Source organism: Asticcacaulis sp. P4_H10, assembly GCF_056400965.1.
This window is the reverse complement of record NZ_JBFUKH010000004.1, coordinates 125,166-146,141: the sequence shown is the minus strand read 5'-3', so window position 1 is coordinate 146,141 and position 20,976 is coordinate 125,166. Positions and strand designations below refer to the sequence as shown.

The following is a 20,976-nucleotide window of genomic DNA, read 5'->3' as shown; positions in this document are numbered from 1 at the left end:
TTCCCCGGATTTATTATTTCAAATAGACTAATCACAAGGCGTCGGATTTGTCTCAATTTTCTCTGTTGCCGGAATTTTTCGCGAGCGACCGTGGCGATTAAGTCAATGTCAAATACGACGCCCTATAGTGCCGCCATGCCGCCTGATGCCGCGTCCCTTTTTTTTGATCGCCTTGCCGCCGTCGGTGGCGTGCTCGCCCGTGTTTTCCTGGCCGCGGGGTCGACCTATTCGCTGATGTCCCTGATGTCCGCCCTGGTGATTTCGATAGCTTTTCTCGGCCTGCGCCGGCGGCGCCGTCATGCCTTGTCCCTCAAGGCCTTGACGCGGGCGCTATTTCCCGGCAGCATCTGGGTGCATCGTTCGACGCGCGCCGATATTGGCATGTTCCTGCTCAACACCTTCGTCACGGCCACCCTGATCGGCTGGGGCCTGATCTCGGCGGGCAGCATCAACCATCTGGTCGGCAGCCTGCTGCGGGATACATTCGGGGCGGTTCCGGCCATCCTGCCGGACTGGGCAGGCATGGTCATCCTGACCGTCGCTACCTTCCTGGCCTACGATTTCGGCTACTGGTTCGATCACTGGCTCAAGCACCGGACGGCGTGGTTATGGCCATTTCACCGCGTCCATCATACGGCCGAAGTCCTGACGCCTTTGACGGCCGCCCGCATGCATCCGGTTGACAGCCTGATCTTCGCCAACATCCTGGCGCTGACGATCGGCACCGTGCAAGGCGTGGGGCAATACATGCTGGGTAATGCGCACGTTGCACAGGTTTCCGGAACGAACATTATCCTGGTGGCGTTCATGTATACCATTGTCCACCTACAGCATTCGCACATCCGCATTGCGTTTACGGGCACGCTCGGGAAATGGTTCCTTAGCCCCGGCCACCACCACCTGCACCATTCAGACGATCCGGCGCACTACGACTGCAATCTTGGCTCGTGCCTGGCGGTATGGGACCGGATATTCGGGACATTGCGCCTCCCCGTCGCGAAACAGCGTCTGCGCTTTGGCTCTCCGGGCGAGGAAGACGTGCACAGCGCGACCGGCAGCCTGCTTCATCCGTTCGCGCTGGCCTGGCACGCGATTACCCGTGGTTATACGCCGTCAGGCGTGAAGGCCTCACCTGCTACGCCGCGGGCATAGCCCAGCGCGAAAACGCGCTTCATGCTGTTCTGGTCAAAGGCCAGCAGACCGCCGCCGGTGAAGTCGTCCGGAATGCTGGCAGTCAGTACACTCACCCCGTTACGCGCGGCGAACCCACGAATGGAGATCAGCGTCGTGCGCGCCTGAGCCCGGGTCAGAGTGTCGAGACTGCGCGCCGCCACATCCAGGCTGCGATTGCGGGTGACGGCGAAGTGCGGGCTGACATTGCCATTGATCAGGACATAGATGCGCGCGTTGGTGCGGAGGTCCTGCGGCACGGTCCAGCTCAGCATCGATTCCGGCAGGACGAAGAAGGGCATGGTGACACTGCCGTCGACATGCATCTCTTCGATCCGGGTGCCGTCCGGCGTTTGGGTGCTGATCATCACAGGCGCAAAGGCGCCCGGCACGCTGGCGGACGCGGCCAGAATCTGGCGGATCAGGGTGCAGGCCTCCGTTCGGCCCTTGTCGCCGCCGTCGCGCTTGTCGCGGCCAACGCCTTGGGTCGCGATGGCGCCGATGTCCCAGATGACGCCACTTTGGGTATCGAGATTGGTCGTGGCGACATAGAGCCGGCCACCGCGACCGGTCTTGGCGGCGATGGCTTCGATCATCGGCACATCGACGAAGTATTCGACCAGGGCAGCAAATCGTCGTGAGCTGAACATACCCGGTGTGAACAGGGCGCCGACCCCCCGTTTCGACATGGCTTCGGTCGCGATGCCGCTGGTGTAGGCTTCGCGTAGACGGTCGTCATAGGCGCTGCCGAGATAGGCGAAGGGTGCGATCAGTGCCCCGGTCGATACGCCAGTCACTACATCGAACTCGGGCCGGTCGCCGCGCTTGGTCCAGCCGTTGAGCACGCCGGCGCCGAAGGCTCCGTCCGCACCACCACCGGACAGCGCCAGGATCGACAAGGGACCGGAAGTGGTGCGGGCCTGTCTTTGGGTGCGCAGATCCTGTTCTAGCCGTTCGGTCAGCTGGTTGTCGTCGGAGGTCATGCGGATGGCGGTGAAGCCGACGGGCTGGGCCTGTTTCTGCGCCGTGTCGTCGAAGAGTTCGCGCGGCATGCTGAGGCAACCGGTCAGCGAGAGACATGCACAGAGAAGGAGGAGGAGGCGCTGCATGGCTGTGATTACCATAGTTGGGGGTGGCCGGTGAAGCGCGGATATGTACCGGGGCGTGGGGTCCGCGACCCCACAACCWTTCTTTTTCAATAAAAAACCCCGCCCTTTCAAGGGCGAGGTTTTTTATTGAATTAGGGAAGACTTGGGGCCCGTGGCGGGCGAAAGCTGTACTTTCGCCTCGGCACACCCGCAAACCCCGATACTAATTCGTGCTTACACGTCAAGCACAAACCTTTGCGGATCTTCCAGGCCTTCCTTGACACGGACCAGGAATGTCACGGCTTCCTTGCCGTCGACAATCCGGTGATCGTAGGACAGGGCCAGATACATCATCGGACGGATAACCACCTGACCATTGACCGCCATCGGGCGTTCCTTGATCGAGTGCATCCCCAGGATGCCGACCTGCGGCATGTTCAGGATCGGCGTCGACATCAACGAACCGTAGATGCCGCCGTTGGTGATGGTGAAGGTACCGCCTTGCAACTGGTCGATCGACAGGGTGCCATCGCGCGCCTGCTTGCCCAGGGCCGCGATGCCCTTTTCGATACCGGCCAGCGACAGGGTGTCGACATCGCGCAGGACCGGAACGACCAGGCCCTTGTCGGTGCCGACTGCAACGCCCAGGTCATAGTGGTTCTTGTAGATGATGTCCGTGCCTTCAATTTCGGCGTTGACCGCCGGAATGTCCTTCAGCGCGGCGACAACCGCCTTGGCAAAGAAGGACATGAAGCCGAGCTTCACGCCGTGGCGCTTCTCGAACACGTCCTTGTATGCGTTGCGCATCGTCATGATGGCCGTCATGTCGACTTCGTTGAACGTCGTCAGCTGGGCGGCGGTGTTCTGCGATTCCTTCAGGCGGCGCGCAATCGTCTGACGCAGACGCGTCATCTTCACACGGTCCTCACGGGCGCCAACCGGGCGCGGCGCGACAGGAGCCGAAGGCACCGGCGCGACGGCAACCGGCGTCGGGGCCGGCGAAGACAGGGCCGCCAAGGCGTCGCCCTTGGTGATGCGGCCGTCCTTGCCCGTGCCGTCGACCTTGTTCGGGTCGAGACCGGTTTCGGAGACGATGCGCTGGACGGCGGGCGACAGCGGCTTGCCGGTATCGGCAGTCGCAGCCGCGGCGACAGGTGCCGGAGCGGCGGCTGCGGCAGGCGCCGAAGTCGCGGCAACCGAACCATCGGTCGAGATCTTGGCAATGACCTGGCCCGGCGTCACAGTCGCACCGTCACCGGCCAGGATGTCAGCCAACGTACCATCGGCTGGAGATGCCACTTCAACAGCAACCTTATCGGTTTCGATTTCGACCAGGACTTCGTCCTTCTTGACGGCGTCGCCCTTCTTCTTGCGCCACGTCGAGATGGTGCCTTCAGCGACGCTTTCGCCCATGACCGGGGTCTTGACGTCGAGCAGGGCCGCGCCACCCGAAGCGGCAGGTGCAGCAGCCGGTGCCGGCCCGGCGGTCTTGGCAGCGGGGGCGGCAGCAGCGGCAGGAGCCGCAGGCGCAGCTGTCGCGCCAGCGCCACCAACGGTGCCGAGCTTGGTGCCCGGAACGACGGTTTCGCCTTCGCCGACCAGGATTTGCAGCGTGCCGTCAGCGGGCGAAGCGACTTCGAGCGAAACCTTGTCGGTTTCCAGCTCGACCAGCACTTCGTCCTTCTTGACGGCGTCGCCATTCTTCTTTGTCCACTTGGCGACGGTGGCTTCGGTTACGGATTCTCCCAGAACGGGAACGAGGATGTCAGCCATTGTCAGGCTCCAATTTCAGCATGTTTTGTAAGCCCGCCGCGCATTGGCGGCGGGCAAGTTCGGGGAGAAGGGTTTATGCGAACGCGTCGTTGAGGAACGTTTCGAGTTCCTTGAGGTGGCGGCTCATCTGACCCGCTGCCGTCGAGGCCGAAGCCGGGCGACCGACATAGCGGGCGCGCTTGGCCTTGATCTTGAGGCGTTCGAGCGTCAGTTCCAGCCACGGGTCAACGAATGACCAGCCGCCCATGTTCTTCGGCTCTTCCTGGCACCAGACCAGTTCAGCATTGGCGAAGCGGCCCAGTTCCGTCATCAGTGACTTCATCGGCCACGGATAGAACTGTTCCAGACGCATCAGGTAGACGTCCTTGATGCCCTTCTTTTCGCGATCTTCCAGCAGGTCGTAATAGACCTTGCCCGAACACAGGATAACCCGACGGATCTTGTCGTCGGCAACCAGCTTGATGCCGGCCATTTCGGGCTTGCGCTCGGCGTCGTCGTGCAGGACGCGGTGGAAGCTCGAGCCTTCCGCGATTTCCGACAGCGACGAAATCGCCTTCTTGTGACGCAGCAGCGACTTCGGCGTCATCAGGATCAGCGGCTTGCGGAACGGCCGGTGGATCTGGCGGCGCAGGATGTGGAAGTAGTTCGACGGCGTCGTGCAGTTGGCGACCTGGATATTGTCCTCGGCGCACTGTTGCAGGAAGCGTTCGAGGCGTGCGGACGAGTGCTCCGGCCCCTGCCCTTCGTAGCCATGCGGCAGCAGCATGACAAGACCCGACATACGCAGCCACTTGCGTTCACCCGAGGTGATGAACTGGTCGATGATGACCTGGGCGCCGTTGACGAAGTCGCCGAACTGGCCTTCCCAAAGGGTCAGGGTGTTCGGGTCGGCGAGGCTGTAGCCGTATTCGTAACCCAACACCGCTTCTTCAGATAGGGCCGAGTCGATGCCTTCGTACAGGGCCTGGCCCTCGCGGATGTGGTTGAACGGGAAGTAGCGTTCTTCCGTCGTCTGATCGACAAAGCCCGAATGGCGCTGCGAGAAGGTGCCGCGGATCGAGTCCTGGCCCGACAGGCGTACCGGAAAGCCTTCATCGAGCAGTGAGCAGAAGGCCAGGGATTCGGCGGTGGCCCAGTCGAGGCCTTCGCCGCTGGCGATCATCTGCTGACGCGCCTCGATGACGCGCTTCAACGTCTTGTGGGCGTCGATATCGTTCGGGATGGTGGTGATCTTCTTGCCGATTTCGACCAGCTTGGCGCGCGGAACCGAGGTGGTGCCACGGCGCTCGTCTTCTTCGGGCAGGCCCAGGCCTTGCCACTTGCCGTCAAGCCAGTCGGCCTTGGTGGCGCGGTAGGCCTTCCCGGCCTCGAACTCTTCATCGAGGAACTTGTCGAAGTCCGCGACAAAGCCGTCGGCTTCGGCCTGCGTCACGACGCCTTCCTGAACCAGGCGCTGCGCGTACAGTTCGCGCGTCGACGGATGGTTCTTGATCTTGGCGTACATGATCGGCTGGGTGAACGTAGGATCGTCGCCTTCGTTGTGACCGAAGCGGCGGTAACAGAACATGTCCACGACCACGTCCTTGGCGAACTTCTGGCGGAACTCAGTCGCCATCTTGGCCGCGAAGACGACGGCTTCGGGATCGTCACCGTTACAGTGCAGGATCGGCGCCTGCGCCATCAGCGCCACGTCCGACGGATACGGTGTCGAGCGCGAGAAGCGTGGGCTTGTCGTAAAGCCGATCTGGTTGTTGATGACGAAGTGCAGCGTGCCCCCCGTCTTGTAGCCCTTCAGGCCCATCAGCGCGAAGCATTCCATGCCGACGCCCTGGCCAGCAAAGGCCGCGTCGCCGTGGATCAGCAGGCCGACAGCGCCGCCGCGATCGGGCGAAGCATCGTGCTTGTCCTTGTTCTGGAACGCCTGCTTGGCGCGCGTCTTGCCCAGGACAACCGGGTTGACGATTTCCAGGTGCGACGGGTTGGCCGTCAGGGACAGGTGGACGTTGTTGCCGTCGAACGACCGGTCCGACGAGGCGCCCATGTGATACTTGACGTCCGACGAGCCTTCGATGTCCGACGGCAGGGTCGAACCACCCTGGAACTCGTGGAAGATGGCGCGGTAGGGCTTGCCCATGACGCCGGCCAGCACGTTCAGGCGGCCGCGGTGGGCCATGCCGAAGATGATGTCCTTGACGCCAAGCGCGCCGCCACGCTTGATGATCTGCTCAAGCGCCGGGATCATGGCTTCACCGCCATCGAGGCCAAAGCGCTTGGTGCCCGGGAAGCGGCGGTGACAGAAGCGTTCGAAGCCTTCGGTCTCGACCAGCTTCTTCAGGATGGCGATCTTGCCTTCCTTGGTGAAGGTGATTTCCTTATCGCGGCCCTCGATGCGCTCCTGGACCCACGCCTTTTCGGCCGGATCGGAAATGTGCATGTACTGGACACCGATATTGCCGCAGTAGGTGCGGCGCACGATGGCGAGGATTTCCTTGAGGGTCGCCGTCTCGAGACCCAGCACGCCGTCGATGAAGATCGGACGGTCCTGGTCGGCAGCCGTGAAGCCCCAGTATTCCGGCGTCAGTTCCGGATTCTGGATCGGCGGCTCGATGCCCAGCGGGTCGAGGTTGGATTGCAGGTGGCCACGGATACGGAAGGCGCGGACCAGCATCAGGGCGCGGATCGAGTCGCGCGCGGCGCTCTGCGTATCGGCGACCGAGGCTTGCGGATTGCGCTGCTGGATGCCCTTTTCGACCTTGGCGGCAACCGCCGGCCAGAAGCCGTCCATGGCAGAAATCAGTTCGTCGCGCGGACCCTGGCCAGGATTGGCCCAGGCGGCAACATTGGCGTTGGCCTTCACATTGTCGGGGCGGTCGAGCAGCTGATCGAAGAATGCCCGCCATTCCGGCGGCACGGAGTTGGGATCTTCGGCCCACCTCTCCTGCATCATTTCGATGAAGACGGCGTTTGCGCCGTAGAGGAAAGAGGTCTCCGCGAAGACCTGATTGAGCCGGCCGGAATCGTCCGCCATGGTGTTTGCCTGTCAGACGGCCAACTACGACACCGCCTGCCTTTCACACATTTTGTATGCACCGGAACGCCGATGCAGTTGTTTCAAGGTGTGGACGGCCAATCACGACACCGTCCGTTCTTGCTCCTGTACCGCGCGTCGCGGTGAGGCGGTTTCTCCTCACCGCACGCAGTACAGGGTACGCATACCAGTTTTCTAATGCCCTGTTTAGCCGGAAAAGTATTAATAGTCCGACAAACAAAGCTATCGTTTGTTACAGGCCCTTCAGGACTGCAAGCAGGGTCTCGCCCAGCGCTGCAGGCGACGGGGCGACCTTGATACCAGCCGCTTCCATGGCTGCGATCTTGTCTTCCGCACCGCCCTTGCCGCCGGAGATGATGGCGCCGGCGTGGCCCATGCGGCGGCCCGGAGGCGCCGTGCGGCCCGCGATAAAGCCGGCCATCGGCTTCTTACGGCCGCGCTTGGCTTCGTCACGCAGGAACTGGGCGGCGTCTTCTTCAGCCGAACCACCGATTTCGCCGATCATGATGATCGACTTGGTTTCGTCGTCGGCCAGGAACATTTCCAGGACGTCGATGAACTCGGTGCCCTTGACCGGGTCGCCGCCGATGCCAACAGCGGTGGTTTGACCGAGACCGGCATTGGTCGTCTGGAACACGGCTTCATAGGTAAGCGTTCCCGAGCGCGAAACAACGCCCACCGAACCCTTGGAGAAGATGTTGCCCGGCATGATGCCGATCTTGCATTCGTTTGGCGTCAGGACGCCCGGGCAGTTCGGCCCGATCAGGCGCGACTTGGAGCCTTGCAGCGCCTTCTTCACCTTGACCATGTCCAGCACCGGAATGCCTTCGGTGATGCAGACGATCAGCGGGATTTCCGCTTCGATGGCTTCCAGGATGGCGTCGGCCGCGAAGGGCGGCGGGACGTAGATGGCCGACGCGTCAGCACCGGTACGGTCCTTGGCTTCGGCAACGCTGTCGAAGACCGGCAGGCCGATGTGCGTGGTGCCGCCCTTGCCGGGGGTCACGCCGCCAACAACCTTGGTGCCGTAAGCGATAGCCTGTTCGGAGTGGAAGGTACCTTGCGCGCCGGTGAAACCCTGCGTGATGACCTTGGTGTTTCTGGTAATGAGGACTGACATAAGCGCTTAACCCTTGACGGCTTTGACGATCTTGGCGGCCGCATCGGCCAGATCGTCGGCGGCGATCACGTTCAGACCGCTTTCATTGATGATTTTCTTGCCGAGCTCGACATTGGTGCCTTCGAGACGGACAACCAGAGGCACCTTCAGGCCGACTTCCTTAACAGCCGCGATCACGCCTTGGGCGATGATGTCGCACTTCATGATGCCGCCGAAGATGTTGACCAGTATGCCCTTGACCTTGGGATCCGAGGTGATGATCTTGAAGGCTGCCGTGACCTTTTCGGTCGTGGCGCCGCCGCCGACGTCGAGGAAGTTGGCGGGCTCGGAGCCATACAGCTTGATGATGTCGAGCGTGGCCATGGCCAGGCCGGCGCCGTTGACCATGCAGCCGATTTCGCCGTCAAGGGCGATGTAGGACAGGTCGAACTTCGAGGCTTCGATTTCCTTCTCGTCTTCTTCGGTCGTGTCGCGCAGTTCAACGATGTCCGGGTGACGGAACAGGGCGTTGCTGTCGAAGGACATCTTGGCGTCCAGGACCAGCAGGCGATCGTCACCCGTGATGATCAGCGGGTTGATTTCCAGCATGTCCATGTCCTTGGCGTTGAACGCCGCGTACAGTTGACCGAGGAGCTTTGCGCCCTGCTTGGCCAAGTCACCCTTCAGGCCCAGGGACGCCGCCAGCGTGCGGGCGTGGGTCGGGAAGACGCCGGTGGCGGGGTCGATGGTGAAGGTGTGGATCTTTTCCGGCGTGTCGTGGGCAACGTCTTCGATGCTCATGCCGCCTTCGGTCGAAGCGACGACCGAGACCTTGGAGGTTTCGCGGTCGACCAGCAGCGACAGGTACAGTTCCTTGACGATGTCGGCGCCTTCTTCGATGTAGAGGCGATTGACCTGTTTGCCCTTGTCGCCGGTCTGGATGGTGACCAGGACGCGACCCAGCATTTCGTCGGCATTGGCCTTGACGGCCTCAGGCGACATGACGACGCGGACGCCGCCCTTGGCGTCGGGGCCCAGGCCTTCGAAACGGCCCTTGCCACGGCCACCGGCGTGGATCTGCGACTTGACGACGAAGACCTTGGAACCGGCCTCCTTGGCGAGGTCCTTGGCGGCCTTTTCGGCCTCTTGCGGAGAGAAGGCGGGATAGCCGCGCGGGACGGCCACGCCGAACTGCTTCAGGACGGCCTTGGCTTGATGCTCGTGAATGTTCATGGAACCGGTCTTGCAATAGTGAAATGAACGGCAGAGCCGGTCCCGTTCAATTCATGACAAATTGAGCGTGAAAGGCTCTGATGTGTGCGTTGGCGGCAGATCGAAAGCGCTAATGTTAGCGCGAACTTCCCACCGTCGACATCAGGGCGAACGCCGTTGCTCGTCCAAAGATGGGCGGCTTTATAAAGACCACGACCTCTTTGTGCAACCGCTCAATCACAGAAATTTGAGTCACGCCGAGTTTTCGCCGAAAACGCAATGTCGTTGATTTGTAAAGCATGTTACCGCTATCGCAAAGACAACGCTGTCAGGCTATGCAAGCAGTTTCAAACGCTTATGCGAGACATTCCGGGACAACATCTTTTTAGCCGAAGAAGACCTGCCACATCAGCCGGCCCGGCATGAATGTGAAAGTTCCGGCGATAAGCAGCGCACCGACATAGAGCTGGATCGCGTGGTGCTTATGAGCCTTCACGTCATGACGGCGGGCGGCGAAGACCATCAGCGGCAGCGCGATCAGGGTGATAGCCGACAGGATATGGATGAAACTGAAGCCGTGCGGATTGATCAGCTGAATGAAGAAGCTCGACACCGCCACGGTGAACATGAAGATCACCCAGATCCAGCCCATCAGGCGATGCGGCACCGTGCCTTTGGGTCCAACAATCTGGATCGTGGCGATGACAAAAGCGACCAGCGCGGCCAGCAGATGCACCTTGATAACCAGTGAGGCTTCGGCGAACGGGGTCAGGTCTGGCCAGTGCGGATGGGCGAAATGATCGAAGAATGCGGTCATTGGGAACGGCCTTTCTTTGCGGAAGGAATTGCCGCATAAGAAACAGTCTTCCCTGCCCACGTCCGAAACGATGCGCGAAACACCCAACCAGATGCGTGAAATGCCCGTCCCCGCCGTTGGCGCTTCGCCACTTGCAGGCCTGATCGGCATCGTGACCAGCCCGTGGGGCGAACGGACGTGGCTGCGCGTCTATACGATCACGATCGCCATGGCGCTGTTCCTCAGCTTTACCGGCGCCATGGGCAGCAATAATGCGCCGATCCTGATGCGTATGGGTTATTGGCTAACCGTGATGCTGGCCGGCACGGTCGCGGTTCAGTTGGTCAGTCTGCTCATGGGTCGCTTTCGCACGCTGGAGCCCCTGACCGGAGCGATCGTGCAGTTCGCGCTGTCTCTTCCGGCGGTGACACTGACCGTATGGCTGACCGAGAGCCTCTATTTCAGCCATGCGCCCAATCCCACCGCGCTGAGATTTCTGATCGGCCCGGTCATTATCATCACCTTCGCCATGTCGGGCCTGCAATATATGCTGGAACGCACGCCGCGCCAGAGCCACGTCCACCCGGCTTCGAGCGCGGAACCAGCCCTGGCCTTTCGCGAACGGCTGCCGTTCAAGTACCAAAAGGCGGACATCCACGCCCTGTCGGCGGAAGATCATTATCTTCGGGTGCACACGTCTGCCGGCCAGACCCTTGTCCTGATGCGGCTGTACGATGCTATCCGCGAGCTTGACGGCATCGAAGGCTCGCAGGTGCATCGGTCCTGGTGGGTGGCCAAGGACGCCGTCCGCAACGTCATGCGCGGCGACGGCCGGTTGACCCTGGACATCAAGGGCGAGGTCGAAGCCCCCGTCAGCCGCAGCTACGCCAAGGTGTTAAAGGCTGAAGGCTGGTTTTAAGCTAACGGCGCCAGCACCTTGTCGAGCTTCTCGAAGCTCTGCCGCCAGCCTTCGGTCGAGCCCATGCCGTCAAAGGCGTCGCGCTCGACCTGGGTGGCGAAGACCTGCTCGACCGTCGTTTGCGTTTCCCGATCACCGAGCGCCTGGAAGCTGACCTTTGTGATGACCGTCAGGGATGGAAGGGTATCTTCGTCACCCCCAGCCCTGGTGAACTGCAAGGCGAGGTAGTCGTGCCAGTTGGCCGGATGGTCGTCGTGGTGCATCTCCATGACGAGACGGCTCTGCTCTGCGACCTCCAGATATTCCCCTTGAAGCGGATAGGCGTCGTCATCAGCGCCGTACATGATAAGCGCAAACCGCCCCGCCGGCCGCACATCCAGCTTCGCGTCTGTGGTAAAACCGTGCGGTCCCCACCACCGCCCAATTAGTGCCTCGTCCGTCCAGGCGCGCCACACCTCCGCGATCCCGGCGTCGAAGGTCCGGCTCATCACGACAGAAATATCCGTGCGGGTAAAGCTTGTGTCAGCCATGGTCCTTGCTCCGGCGAGCGCATCCCAAAAAGTGTGAAAGCGGTTTTTTGGAGCAGATGCGCGACCAGGCAGAGATTTGAGCGCCGCCGTCTAAAAAAACAATGCGGCGCTCAGGTCAGGTCCGTCGCTATTTCTTTTCGGCCAGGGCCTTCAGGCGGCCGAGGCCCTTTTCGAAGTCGTTGCCAACCAGAGTGTCCATGTCCATGAACAGGTGCATGATCTTGGCCGGATAGGGCACCGGCCCGGTCATCTTCCAGGTGACGAGCGTTTCTTCGCCCTCGTCGATCAGATGGAACAGGGTGTCATTGGTCGCCTTGAACGGGCGCAGGAAGTCGAGCTTGATATCGACTGAAGACGGCGCTTCGGCATGATGGATCTCCATGCGCCCGGCGCCGACGCGCTTATTGCCTTCCCATTCGTAAATAGCACCGACGCCCGACGGCGGACCGGAATAGGCCCGGCGCAGGTCCGGATCGAGGTCCTCCCACGGCGACCACTTGCCCCAGCCCTCGGGCTGGAAGTTGGCGATCAAGGGATAGATGTCGGCGGGTTTGGCGCGAATAAGCTGGGAACGCTTGACGGTAAAGGTATCGGGTCGCGTCGCCACGAAGGCAAAAAACGCGACCAGCAGGACAAGGATAACAAGTATGATCGTAGTCATCGGTGACTCCTCCCGGTAAGTCGCCGGCTCTTGGTCTCAGGCCGGCTTATCGCAATTGATCATCCAAGGTGTGCCGAAACGGTCGGTCACCATGCCAAAGCGCTCAGCCCAGAAGGTCTGGGCCAAAGGCATGAAGACGCTGCCGCCCTCGGCCAGGGCGGCAAAAATACGTTCGGCCGCGACCGTATCGGTCGTGGCGTAGCTGATGGAAAAGCCCTGGGGCGGCTTGAACATCCCCGGCGGTGAATCACTGGCCTGGAGGATGTCGTCGCCGATCTGCAGGGTGGCGTGCATGATGCCGTTCTGCATTTCCGGCCCGAAGTCGTCCTTCATGGGCGACTCGCCAAAGGTCTGCTGGAAGATGACCTTGCCGTTGAACGTCTGCTCATAGAAGGCGAGGGCTTCGGCACATGTGCCGTTAAAATGGAGATAGGCGTTGATCTTCATAGGGTCGGTTCCTGACGATAACGGCGCTTCGGTATTCAATGCCCGAAGCGCCGTTTTGGCAAGCACCCATATTCAACCCATAAGGGATTTGACGTAGAAACGTCAGGCCAGGCTGGCCAGATGGGCATCGAGTTGCGCGAAAGTCCCGCCAAAGGCCGCCTGCATGCCGGCATGGCCACCGATAAAGACGGCGCGTTCCTCGGCCGTGGCGTTGATCGGCCACGAGCGGCTCTCAAAAACGGTCTTGCCATTGCTCTCGCTGAACGACTGCTCGACCAGCACCTCCAGCGGCCACAGCGGCGCCATCGGATGGCGAACCGGGTCACCGGCCTCGTTGCAGAACGAAACGACGTAGGACAGACGGTTGGGCTTCTCGATGGCGCGGAACACCCACTTGCCCCACATGGTCACGCCGGTCGGCATCTGCATGCCATAGAGAAATGTGCCGCCCGGTGTCAGGTCGAGCGCACGCACCACCAGCTTCAAGCCGGCGGGACCGAACCATTTGGCAAGATGATCGGCTTCGGTCCACACCGCCCAAACGACCATCGGCGCGGCTTCGAAGGTGCGCGTCAGCTTGAAGACTTCTGTTTCGGAATTGGGTTGTTCAGACATCGGATATTCCTTGGTCAGCGGCTGAGGAAATCCTCAAGCCGATCAAAATTCTGTTCGTTGGCGGCCTCGAGAAAACGCGCCAGATCGTCGCCGAGCTCATCTGCGTACTGTGACGGCGCGAACTGCATCCGCCAGCCAAGCCGCGTGCCCGGACCTTCAGACTCGAAGGTCATGGTCATCAGGAAGTGATGCACCGGCTGAAGGTGCTCAAGGACGATGCGGCGGGGCGAGACTTCGTGAAAGGTCTTTTCGTTCGGAAAGTCCTTGTCGTTTTCATTGCGCATGGTGATGCGGAAGGCGCCACCGGGCTTGAGATCGAAGGCTTCGATCGTGTTGGTAAAGCCATGCGGCCCCCACCAGTGCACCAGCTTGGCGGGATCAGCAAAGGCGTCACGGACGCGCTCCGGCGCATGAGCCATCACCCGCTCATTGACGACCTCGATGCCGGTGAATTTCGCCTTGGGGCGCAACCGGTTGACCTGCCATTCCGCGCGCGTCTGGCCCCAGATATTGACGGCTACGGCGGCATGCGGATCCGGCAGCCGCCCTGGCCCCTGATCGTACGAGCCGAGGCTTTTCGCGACGCCAGCCGAGGCCAGATTCTCTGGAGCGATCGTATGGACCACGCGGTCCCAATTGAGCACATCAAAGACATAGTCCATGGCGGCCGCGGCGGCTTCGCGGGCATAGCCCTTGCCCCAGTGACGCGCCATCAGGCCCCAGCCGACTTCGCGGTCTGGCCACTGCTCCGGATAAAGCGGCCCGATCCGCCCCAGCCACTCGCCGGTTTCCTTGTTGAGGACGCTGAACATGTGAAAGCCGTCAAGGTGCCAGGCGCCGGCCATCATGCACATGGTCCGCCACACCATGGCCGGCGACTGGACGCCGCCCAGATGCTTCATGGTTTCCGGATCGGCGTGGAAGGCGCACAGGCTTTCGAAGTCGGCACGGACAGGCGGGCGCAGGATCAGGCGCGCGGTTTCAAGCGTAGGGCCAAGCGGCGAGGATTTAATCATGACGCCGGGTTAGGCTCATACCCGGCGGTCGTCAATAATGACGTCGTCGGGCGGTATCCGGCGGCGCGAAACGCGGTCGACATAGACATAGCGCACCGCTGTCCCGCCGCCCCCACCCCAGACGCCAAGCCCGATCAAGAAGCCGAAATCATACCACCGCCCGACATTCGGAAAGGCGTACATGCGGATGCTGTCGGAAAACAGGCTAAGCGCGAAGGAGATCGGCGCCAGCAGCCCGTCGATCAGACCGCGTACAAAGGCGGGATCGCCCGAATGTCCCATGGGCCGCTCGGCGCAAGCCGCAAGGCTTATCATGGCGAGCCCCAGTCCGGCCGCAAAGACTATACGCGAAACCTTCATATCGAGCCCTCCTCAGCTTTGTTTGCACCTATCCTGCCGCCGTATCGGCCAGGCTGCAAGTCACAGTCGCGGAACCAGGCACGGTTAGCTGGGTTTCGGAACCCTTCGTCCAGAACTCATAAGCCCCGTCAGGCGTCGCCGATTGGTAGCGCGCGCCCGAAGCCGCCGCCGATCCGGTCAGCACGACCGAACTGTCGTCGCGCTTCAGGATGACGACCGGCGTCGTGCTGTTGACGAAGGTCGAGGTCATCAGCCTGGTCGTACCGGGACAGCGCCAGCTGACCGGACCGGCGCTGATGCCGGCTGTATCGGCACGCGCCGGCGCGTAGCCCGCGCGTAAATCGGCGATCCGGTCCGTATAGGCCGTCTTGAGGCACGCCTTGACGTCGACCGTATCTGTGCAGGCGTCGCGCTTTTGCAGCCAGCCGCCCTGGAGGCGGTGCAGGGTCGTGCGTTCGGCGTCCGACACCTTGGCGTCGACGACCTTGTAGAGGCGGGCCAGTTCGACATCCAGTTCGGCAACCTCGGGATTGGCGCATACGGCTGTTTCGCCGCCCGGCAGGGCGCGGTTGCAGTCGAAGCTGGCGCGCGCGGCAATGCTGGCGCTTGTCGACGCCTGGGGCGCTACCGCCGACATAGTGGTTGTCGTTGTCGTCGTGCTGGTCTCAGTCGCGCTGTCGCGTTGATTGCAGGCGGTCATTGACACGGCGACGCCGACCAGGATCGGCAGCAGGCAGATGGACTTCATGACGGATACCCTCTCTCGGCTCTTCCCCAATCGACTATCACCCGGCGCATAAAAAAGCCGCCCCGGTTTCAGGGCGGCTTCTGTAAAATCCCGATGGGGATTTATGTATACTCGTACGCTTAGGCCGAGGTTACGCCAGCGACGGATCGATCGTCTTACAGGCGGCAATCAGGCCCTGAACCGACTCGACTGACTTGGCGAACATCGCCTTTTCGTCGTCGTTCAGCGTGAAGTTGATGATGCGCTCCGCACCGTCCTTGCCGATCACAACCGGCACGCCGACATAGAGGCCGCGCAGGCCGTATTCGCCCGACAGGTAGGCGGCGCACGGCAGGACGCGCTTCTTGTCCTTCAGGTACGACGTCGCCATGGCGACAGCCGATTCCGCCGGCGCATAGAAGGCCGAGCCGGTCTTCAGCAGGGCAACGATTTCACCGCCGCCGCCGCGCGTACGCTTCACGATGGCGTCGAGTTCGTCCTGGGTGAAGAAGCCTTGCGCGACGCATTCCGGCAGGCTCAGGCCGCCGATCGTCGAGTGGCGCACCATCGGGACCATGTCGTCGCCGTGGCCGCCTAGCGTCCAGGCGTGGATGTCTTCGACCGACACGCCGGTCTTTTCAGACAGGAAGTAGGCGAAGCGGCCCGAGTCGAGCACGCCGGCCATGCCGATGACCTTGTTGTGCGGCAGGCCCGAGAATTCGCGCAGCGCCCACACCATGGCGTCAAGCGGGTTGGTAATGCAGATGACGAACGCGTTCGGGGCGTACTTCTTGATGCCTTCACCGACGGCCTTCATGACCTTCAGGTTGATGCCCAGCAGGTCATCGCGGCTCATGCCGGGCTTGCGCGGCACGCCAGCGGTGACGATGCAGACGTCGGCGTCGGCGATGTCAGCGTAATCGTTGGCGCCCTTCAGGGCAACGTCCGAACCAAAGACCGTCGTGGCTTCGGCGATGTCGAGCGCCTTGCCCTGCGGCGTACCTTCCGAGATGTCGAACAGGACGACGTCGCCCAATTCCTCACGCGCGCAGATGTGGGCCAGAGTGCCCCCGATCATGCCCGCACCAATCAAAGCAATTTTCGCCCGCGCCATGAGAACTCCCTCTGCATGCAGCTATATTAAACTTGCGGCCATCTAAACCCTGACGGCCCGGAGGGCAAGTGTTTGCTGCAATGCGGCCGATATTGATCGCGCGTGTTGCGTAGCGGCTTAACGGACCACAGCCCGCGCCATGACGATCGGCACCTTGCGGCCGGCGACATCCATCAGGGTACCACGCCAGCGGCCCTCGGTTTCCTTGCGCAGATGCAGGATGGTCGGGGAACGGGCGCGGCCCTGGAAGTAGTTGACCTCCATGTCGTTGCCGACCAGGCTGATATCGGAGACAAAGCCGGTCTCGTTCAGGCCCAGGCCCGCGACCATCGAGCGCCAGGCGCCTTCCAGACGGCCCCGCGCGCCACCTTCGTTGCGCAGCTCAAGCCCCACCAGCTTACGGCCATCGGCGGACGAGACCTCCCACGAGCCTTCCATCTGGCCAACCTTGGACGAATAGGCCGACAGGATAGTGGAATCGTAACGCGCCTCGGCGTCACTCTTTGGGCCTTCGTAATCGCGGGAATATTCTTCGACCCGGACAGCACCGGATTCGGTGGTCTGGGGTGCGCCGTCCTGAGCCAGCAGGGCGGCAGCCATCAGCAAAACAGAAAACACGTCTACACTCACCTGTCAGGAATAGGTTCGAATGATGCCTCCGGGACGCGGCATTACCGCATTATTAGGCATATGCGCCCGTCCCTTAAGAATTCATTCACCTGACAAGTGAACAACAGGAATTTGTCGAAGCTTTGACATTTGCCTCAGTCGCCGCGACTGCTCGCCTCATCCGGCGTGTCGTTACCGCGGCAATTGAGAACCTGTCGCAAACGCATAGCAGATAAGGCAAAAAGACCCTTTAGAGGGCATTGCTTTATTGACATGACACCCTTTGGGGCTAAAAAGGCCCCGACTTTGTCGCCCGGTAACATGCCGGTCACACAGATTTTACAGTTTGTCGCTTAGAACCTCCGGGTCCAGGGCTCTGCACATGTCCAATACCACGCCAACTCGGCCGCTTTCCCCCCACCTTCAGATCTGGCGCTGGCACGTGACTATGCTCAGCTCGATCCTGCACCGCGTCACGGGTTCGGCGTCGGTCGCCGGCATCGTCCTGATCGCCGCCTGGCTGATCTGCCTGGCGCTGGGACGTGAAACCTACACGGTGTTCGTCCAGTACGCCGCCTCGCCGTTGGGCCTGCTGGTCTGGTTCGGCCTGTCACTGGCCGGCTTCGTCCACCTGACCGGCGGCCTGCGCCACCTGATCTGGGACCTGGGCCTCAGCTTCAAGCCCAAGGACGCCGATGCGCTGGCGACCTGGACCATGCTTCTGGGTGTCGCCCTGACGATCGCCTTCTGGGCGGTTCTGTTCACGACCGGAAAGGTGACGCTGTGAGCAATCTCGACGTATCGCGCTCATCGCAGAGCTGGAAAAAATCCGAAAAGCACGGCGCCGGTGAGTGGCTGGCCGAACGCTTTACCTCGCTGGCCCTGATCCCGCTGACCCTGTGGGCCGCCTGGGGCGCCTACACGATCTCAGGCGGCGGCTTCGACGCCGCGCTCGACTTCGTCGAGAACCCGTTCAACATGGCGGCCATCGCCGTCAGCGTCGTCCTGGCGGTCTGGCACATGTATATGGGCCTGAAGGTCATCATCGACGACTACCTGCAGGGCCCGATGCGCGGCGTCTGCATCTTCCTCACCTTTCTCCTGAGTGCAGCTGTCGTGTTCGGCAGCCTCGGTGCGCTCTATCTCTTGTATACTCAGGGGGCGTAAATGGCTGCCGGCAAGTACAATATCATCAACCACGAATATGACGTGGTCGTCGTCGGCGCGGGCGGCTCGGGTCTCCGTGCAGCGCTCGGCGCCGGTCAGGCTGGCCTCAAGACCGCCTGTATCACCAAGGTCTTCCCGACGCGTTCGCACACCGTCGCAGCCCAGGGCGGCGTTGCCGCTTCGCTCGGCAATATGGGCGAGGACAAGTGGGAATGGCACATGTACGACACCGTCAAGGGGTCGGACTGGCTGGGCGACCAGGACGCCATCGAATATCTGGTGCGCAACGCGCCCAAGGCCGTTTACGAGCTTGAACACTGGGGCGTGCCCTTCTCGCGCACCGAAGACGGCAAGATCTATCAGCGCCCGTTCGGCGGCATGACCAAGAACTTCGGCGAAGGCCCGGTCCAGCGCACCTGCGCCGCCGCCGACCGCACCGGCCACGCCATGTTGCACACCCTGTACGGCCAGTCGGTGCGTAACAATGTCGAATTCTTCATCGAGCACTTCGCCCTCGACCTGATCATGGACGACGGCGTCTGCCGTGGTGTCACCACCTGGCAGCTCGACAATGGCGACATCCACGTCTTCCGCGCCCACCTCGTCATCCTGGCGACCGGCGGTTACGGTCGCGCCTACTTCTCGGCGACCTCGGCTCACACCTGTACCGGCGACGGCAATGCCATGGTGCTGCGCGCCGGCCTGCCGCTTCAGGACATGGAATTCGTCCAGTTCCACCCGACCGGCATCTACGGTTCGGGTTGCCTGATCACCGAAGGCGCACGCGGCGAAGGCGGTTACCTGACCAACTCGGCCGGTGAACGCTTCATGGAACGCTATGCGCCGTCCGCCAAGGACCTGGCGTCACGCGACGTCGTTTCGCGTTCGATGACCATGGAAATTCGCGAAGGCCGCGGCGTGGGTCCCAAGAAGGACCACATCCACCTGCACCTCGACCATCTGCCGCCGGAAATCCTGCACAAGCGCCTGCCGGGCATCTCGGAAAGCGCCAAGATCTTCGCCGGCGTCGACGTGACCAAGGAACCGATCCCGGTCATCCCGACCGTCCACTACAACATGGGCGGTATCCCGACCAACTATCATGGCGAAGTCCTGACCAAGAAGGGCGACAATGCCGACACGGTCGTGCCGGGCCTGATGGCCGTCGGCGAAGCGGCCTGCGTGTCGGTGCATGGCGCCAACCGCCTGGGTTCGAACTCTTTGATCGACCTCGTCGTCTTCGGTCGCGCCGCCGGCCTGCGTTCCAAGGAACTGGTCCAGCCGAACACGCCGCACAAGGCGCTCGGCTCGACGGCCGTCGATGCCCACCTCGACCGCCTCGACAGCTTCCGCAATGCCTCGGGCGGCACGCCGACCGCGGTTCTGCGCGACAAGATGCAGGCCGCCATGCAGGCCGACGCCGCCGTCTTCCGCACCGGCGAAACCCTGGAACAGGGCTCGAAGAGCCTGACCGCGATCTTCAAGGAATCCGACTATATCGGCATCAAGGATCGCGGCATGATCTGGAACACCGACCTGGTCGAAGCGCTGGAATACGACAACCTGATCAGCCAGGCCGTCGTCACCGTCGACTCGGCGTTGAACCGGAAAGAGAGCCGCGGCGCCCACGCCCGCGAGGACTTCCCGAACCGCAACGACGACGAGTGGATGAAGCACACCCTGACCTGGATCGACCTGAAGTCGGGCGTGACCACCATCGACTATCGTCCGGTCCACACCTACACCATGACCAACGACATCGCGTACATCGCGCCCAAGGCACGGGTCTATTAAAATGGTAGAGTTAACCCTCCCCAAGAATTCGAAGATCAAAAAAGGCAAGACGTACAAGGCCGCCAAGCGGACGAAGACGACGCGCACCTACAAGATCTACCGTTTCGACCCGGCGACCGGCGAGAACCCGAGCTGGGACACCTATGAGGTCGATTCGGCCGACCACGGCCCGATGCTGCTCGACAGCCTGATCCACATCAAGAACACGATCGACTCGACGCTCAGCTTCCGCCGCTCGTGCCGCGAAGGCATTTGCGGATCGTGCGCCATGAATATCGGCGGCCGCAACACCCTGGCCTGTATCAAGGGCCACGACGAGTTCCCGGGCGACATTACCGTAGCACCCCTGCCGCACATGCCGGTCGTCAAGGATCTGGTCCCGGACCTGACGGGCTTCTACAACCAGTACGCCTCGATCGAGCCGTACCTGCAGTCGAAGACGCCGGATCCTGAAAAAGAACGCCTGCAGACACCGAAGGCCCGCGACAAGCTGGACGGCCTATATGAGTGCATCCTGTGCGCCTGCTGCTCGACCTCGTGCCCCAGCTACTGGTGGAACCAGGACAAGTATCTTGGCCCTGCGGCGCTTCTGCAATCCTATCGCTGGCTGGCCGACAGCCGCGATGAGAACACCAAAGAACGCCTTGAAGCGCTGGAAGACCCCTTCAAGCTCTATCGCTGCCACACCATCATGAACTGCGCGCAGGTCTGCCCCAAGGGTCTCAACCCGGCCAAGGCCATCGCCGAAATCAAGAAGATGATGCCCGCGAAGGGCTAATCCGCTATTCGCTTTTCCCTCCCTGCGCAGCGGGGAGGGGGGACCGCCGAAG

Annotated in this window: 21 protein-coding genes; 6 read left to right on the top strand and 15 right to left on the bottom strand. The window is 61.9% G+C overall.

The window, feature by feature from the left end:
• The first annotated feature begins 105 nt into the window (after positions 1-105).
• A complete protein-coding gene (locus tag AC1DON_RS08800; protein ID WP_476934413.1) occupies positions 106-1,152 on the top strand; it encodes a sterol desaturase family protein in 1,047 nt (348 codons plus the stop codon).
• On the opposite strand, the gene AC1DON_RS08795 is transcribed toward AC1DON_RS08800, so the two are convergent.
• The 6 genes from AC1DON_RS08795 to AC1DON_RS08770 all read right to left on the bottom strand — a co-directional run bounded on the left by AC1DON_RS08795 (position 1,104) and on the right by AC1DON_RS08770 (position 10,208).
• A complete protein-coding gene (locus tag AC1DON_RS08795) occupies positions 1,104-2,222 on the bottom strand; it encodes a patatin-like phospholipase family protein (protein WP_476934412.1) in 1,119 nt (372 codons plus the stop codon). The two genes, AC1DON_RS08800 and AC1DON_RS08795, sit on opposite strands and share 49 nt — an antisense overlap.
• A gap of 270 nt (positions 2,223-2,492) precedes the next feature.
• Positions 2,493-4,031: a 2-oxoglutarate dehydrogenase complex dihydrolipoyllysine-residue succinyltransferase gene (gene odhB / locus AC1DON_RS08790; RefSeq protein WP_476934411.1), complete on the bottom strand. Its 1,539-nt coding sequence runs from the start codon at positions 4,029-4,031 to the stop codon at positions 2,493-2,495.
• A 73-nt stretch (positions 4,032-4,104) separates the two neighbouring features.
• Positions 4,105-7,059 (bottom strand): 2-oxoglutarate dehydrogenase E1 component, encoded by a 2,955-nt coding sequence (locus tag AC1DON_RS08785; RefSeq protein WP_476934410.1) that lies wholly within the window; start codon positions 7,057-7,059, stop codon positions 4,105-4,107.
• 253 nt (positions 7,060-7,312) lie between these two features.
• Positions 7,313-8,200, bottom strand: coding sequence for a succinate--CoA ligase subunit alpha (gene sucD, locus AC1DON_RS08780; protein ID WP_476934409.1), 888 nt, complete (start codon positions 8,198-8,200; stop codon positions 7,313-7,315).
• Between the two features lie 6 nt (positions 8,201-8,206).
• Positions 8,207-9,412, bottom strand: a complete 1,206-nt coding sequence (gene sucC / locus AC1DON_RS08775) for an ADP-forming succinate--CoA ligase subunit beta (protein WP_476934408.1) — start codon at positions 9,410-9,412, stop codon at positions 8,207-8,209.
• Between the two features lie 364 nt (positions 9,413-9,776).
• The gene (locus AC1DON_RS08770; RefSeq protein WP_476934407.1) at positions 9,777-10,208 is read right to left on the bottom strand and encodes a DUF2306 domain-containing protein; all 432 of its coding nucleotides are present in this window, start codon (positions 10,206-10,208) and stop codon (positions 9,777-9,779) included.
• Between the two features lie 70 nt (positions 10,209-10,278).
• Between AC1DON_RS08770 and AC1DON_RS08765 the strand changes: the two genes are divergently transcribed.
• Complete coding sequence (locus AC1DON_RS08765) at positions 10,279-11,106, top strand: LytTR family DNA-binding domain-containing protein (protein ID WP_476934406.1); 828 nt, start codon at positions 10,279-10,281, stop codon at positions 11,104-11,106.
• Here AC1DON_RS08765 and AC1DON_RS08760 read toward each other — a convergent pair.
• The 9 genes from AC1DON_RS08760 to AC1DON_RS08720 all read right to left on the bottom strand — a co-directional run bounded on the left by AC1DON_RS08760 (position 11,103) and on the right by AC1DON_RS08720 (position 17,194).
• The gene (locus AC1DON_RS08760) at positions 11,103-11,636 is read right to left on the bottom strand and encodes an SRPBCC family protein (protein ID WP_476934405.1); all 534 of its coding nucleotides are present in this window, start codon (positions 11,634-11,636) and stop codon (positions 11,103-11,105) included. The genes AC1DON_RS08765 and AC1DON_RS08760 overlap by 4 nt on opposite strands.
• Before the next feature lie 127 nt (positions 11,637-11,763).
• A complete protein-coding gene (locus AC1DON_RS08755) occupies positions 11,764-12,297 on the bottom strand; it encodes an SRPBCC family protein (protein ID WP_476934404.1) in 534 nt (177 codons plus the stop codon).
• Positions 12,298-12,333: 36 nt separating this feature from the next.
• A complete protein-coding gene (locus AC1DON_RS08750) occupies positions 12,334-12,744 on the bottom strand; it encodes a VOC family protein (RefSeq protein WP_476934403.1) in 411 nt (136 codons plus the stop codon).
• A gap of 102 nt (positions 12,745-12,846) precedes the next feature.
• Positions 12,847-13,359 (bottom strand): SRPBCC family protein, encoded by a 513-nt coding sequence (locus AC1DON_RS08745; RefSeq protein WP_476934402.1) that lies wholly within the window; start codon positions 13,357-13,359, stop codon positions 12,847-12,849.
• Between the two features lie 14 nt (positions 13,360-13,373).
• Positions 13,374-14,375 (bottom strand): GNAT family N-acetyltransferase, encoded by a 1,002-nt coding sequence (locus AC1DON_RS08740; protein WP_476934401.1) that lies wholly within the window; start codon positions 14,373-14,375, stop codon positions 13,374-13,376.
• A 15-nt stretch (positions 14,376-14,390) separates the two neighbouring features.
• The gene (locus AC1DON_RS08735; RefSeq protein ID WP_476934400.1) at positions 14,391-14,735 is read right to left on the bottom strand and encodes a hypothetical protein; all 345 of its coding nucleotides are present in this window, start codon (positions 14,733-14,735) and stop codon (positions 14,391-14,393) included.
• Positions 14,736-14,763: 28 nt separating this feature from the next.
• Positions 14,764-15,483 (bottom strand): MliC family protein, encoded by a 720-nt coding sequence (locus tag AC1DON_RS08730; RefSeq protein ID WP_476934399.1) that lies wholly within the window; start codon positions 15,481-15,483, stop codon positions 14,764-14,766.
• Positions 15,484-15,613: 130 nt separating this feature from the next.
• A complete protein-coding gene (mdh, locus tag AC1DON_RS08725; protein ID WP_476934398.1) occupies positions 15,614-16,576 on the bottom strand; it encodes a malate dehydrogenase in 963 nt (320 codons plus the stop codon).
• A gap of 117 nt (positions 16,577-16,693) precedes the next feature.
• Complete coding sequence (locus tag AC1DON_RS08720; RefSeq protein WP_476934397.1) at positions 16,694-17,194, bottom strand: hypothetical protein; 501 nt, start codon at positions 17,192-17,194, stop codon at positions 16,694-16,696.
• Between the two features lie 373 nt (positions 17,195-17,567).
• Between AC1DON_RS08720 and sdhC the strand changes: the two genes are divergently transcribed.
• From sdhC to AC1DON_RS08700, 4 genes are read left to right on the top strand one after another with little or no spacing between them, the layout of a single operon-like run.
• Positions 17,568-17,972 carry a succinate dehydrogenase, cytochrome b556 subunit gene (gene sdhC, locus AC1DON_RS08715; protein WP_476934396.1) on the top strand — a complete coding sequence of 135 codons (405 nt, stop codon included), beginning with the start codon at positions 17,568-17,570 and terminating at the stop codon, positions 17,970-17,972.
• Complete coding sequence (sdhD, locus tag AC1DON_RS08710; RefSeq protein ID WP_476934395.1) at positions 17,969-18,352, top strand: succinate dehydrogenase, hydrophobic membrane anchor protein; 384 nt, start codon at positions 17,969-17,971, stop codon at positions 18,350-18,352. The genes sdhC and sdhD overlap by 4 nt, the downstream gene beginning before the upstream one ends.
• On the top strand, positions 18,353-20,146 hold the full coding sequence (sdhA, locus tag AC1DON_RS08705) for a succinate dehydrogenase flavoprotein subunit (RefSeq protein ID WP_476934394.1): 1,794 nt from the start codon (positions 18,353-18,355) through the stop codon (positions 20,144-20,146).
• 1 nt (position 20,147) lies between these two features.
• Entirely contained in the window at positions 20,148-20,924 is a 777-nt protein-coding gene (locus AC1DON_RS08700) for a succinate dehydrogenase iron-sulfur subunit (protein WP_476934393.1), read from the top strand.
• Positions 20,925-20,976: the final 52 nt, after the last annotated feature.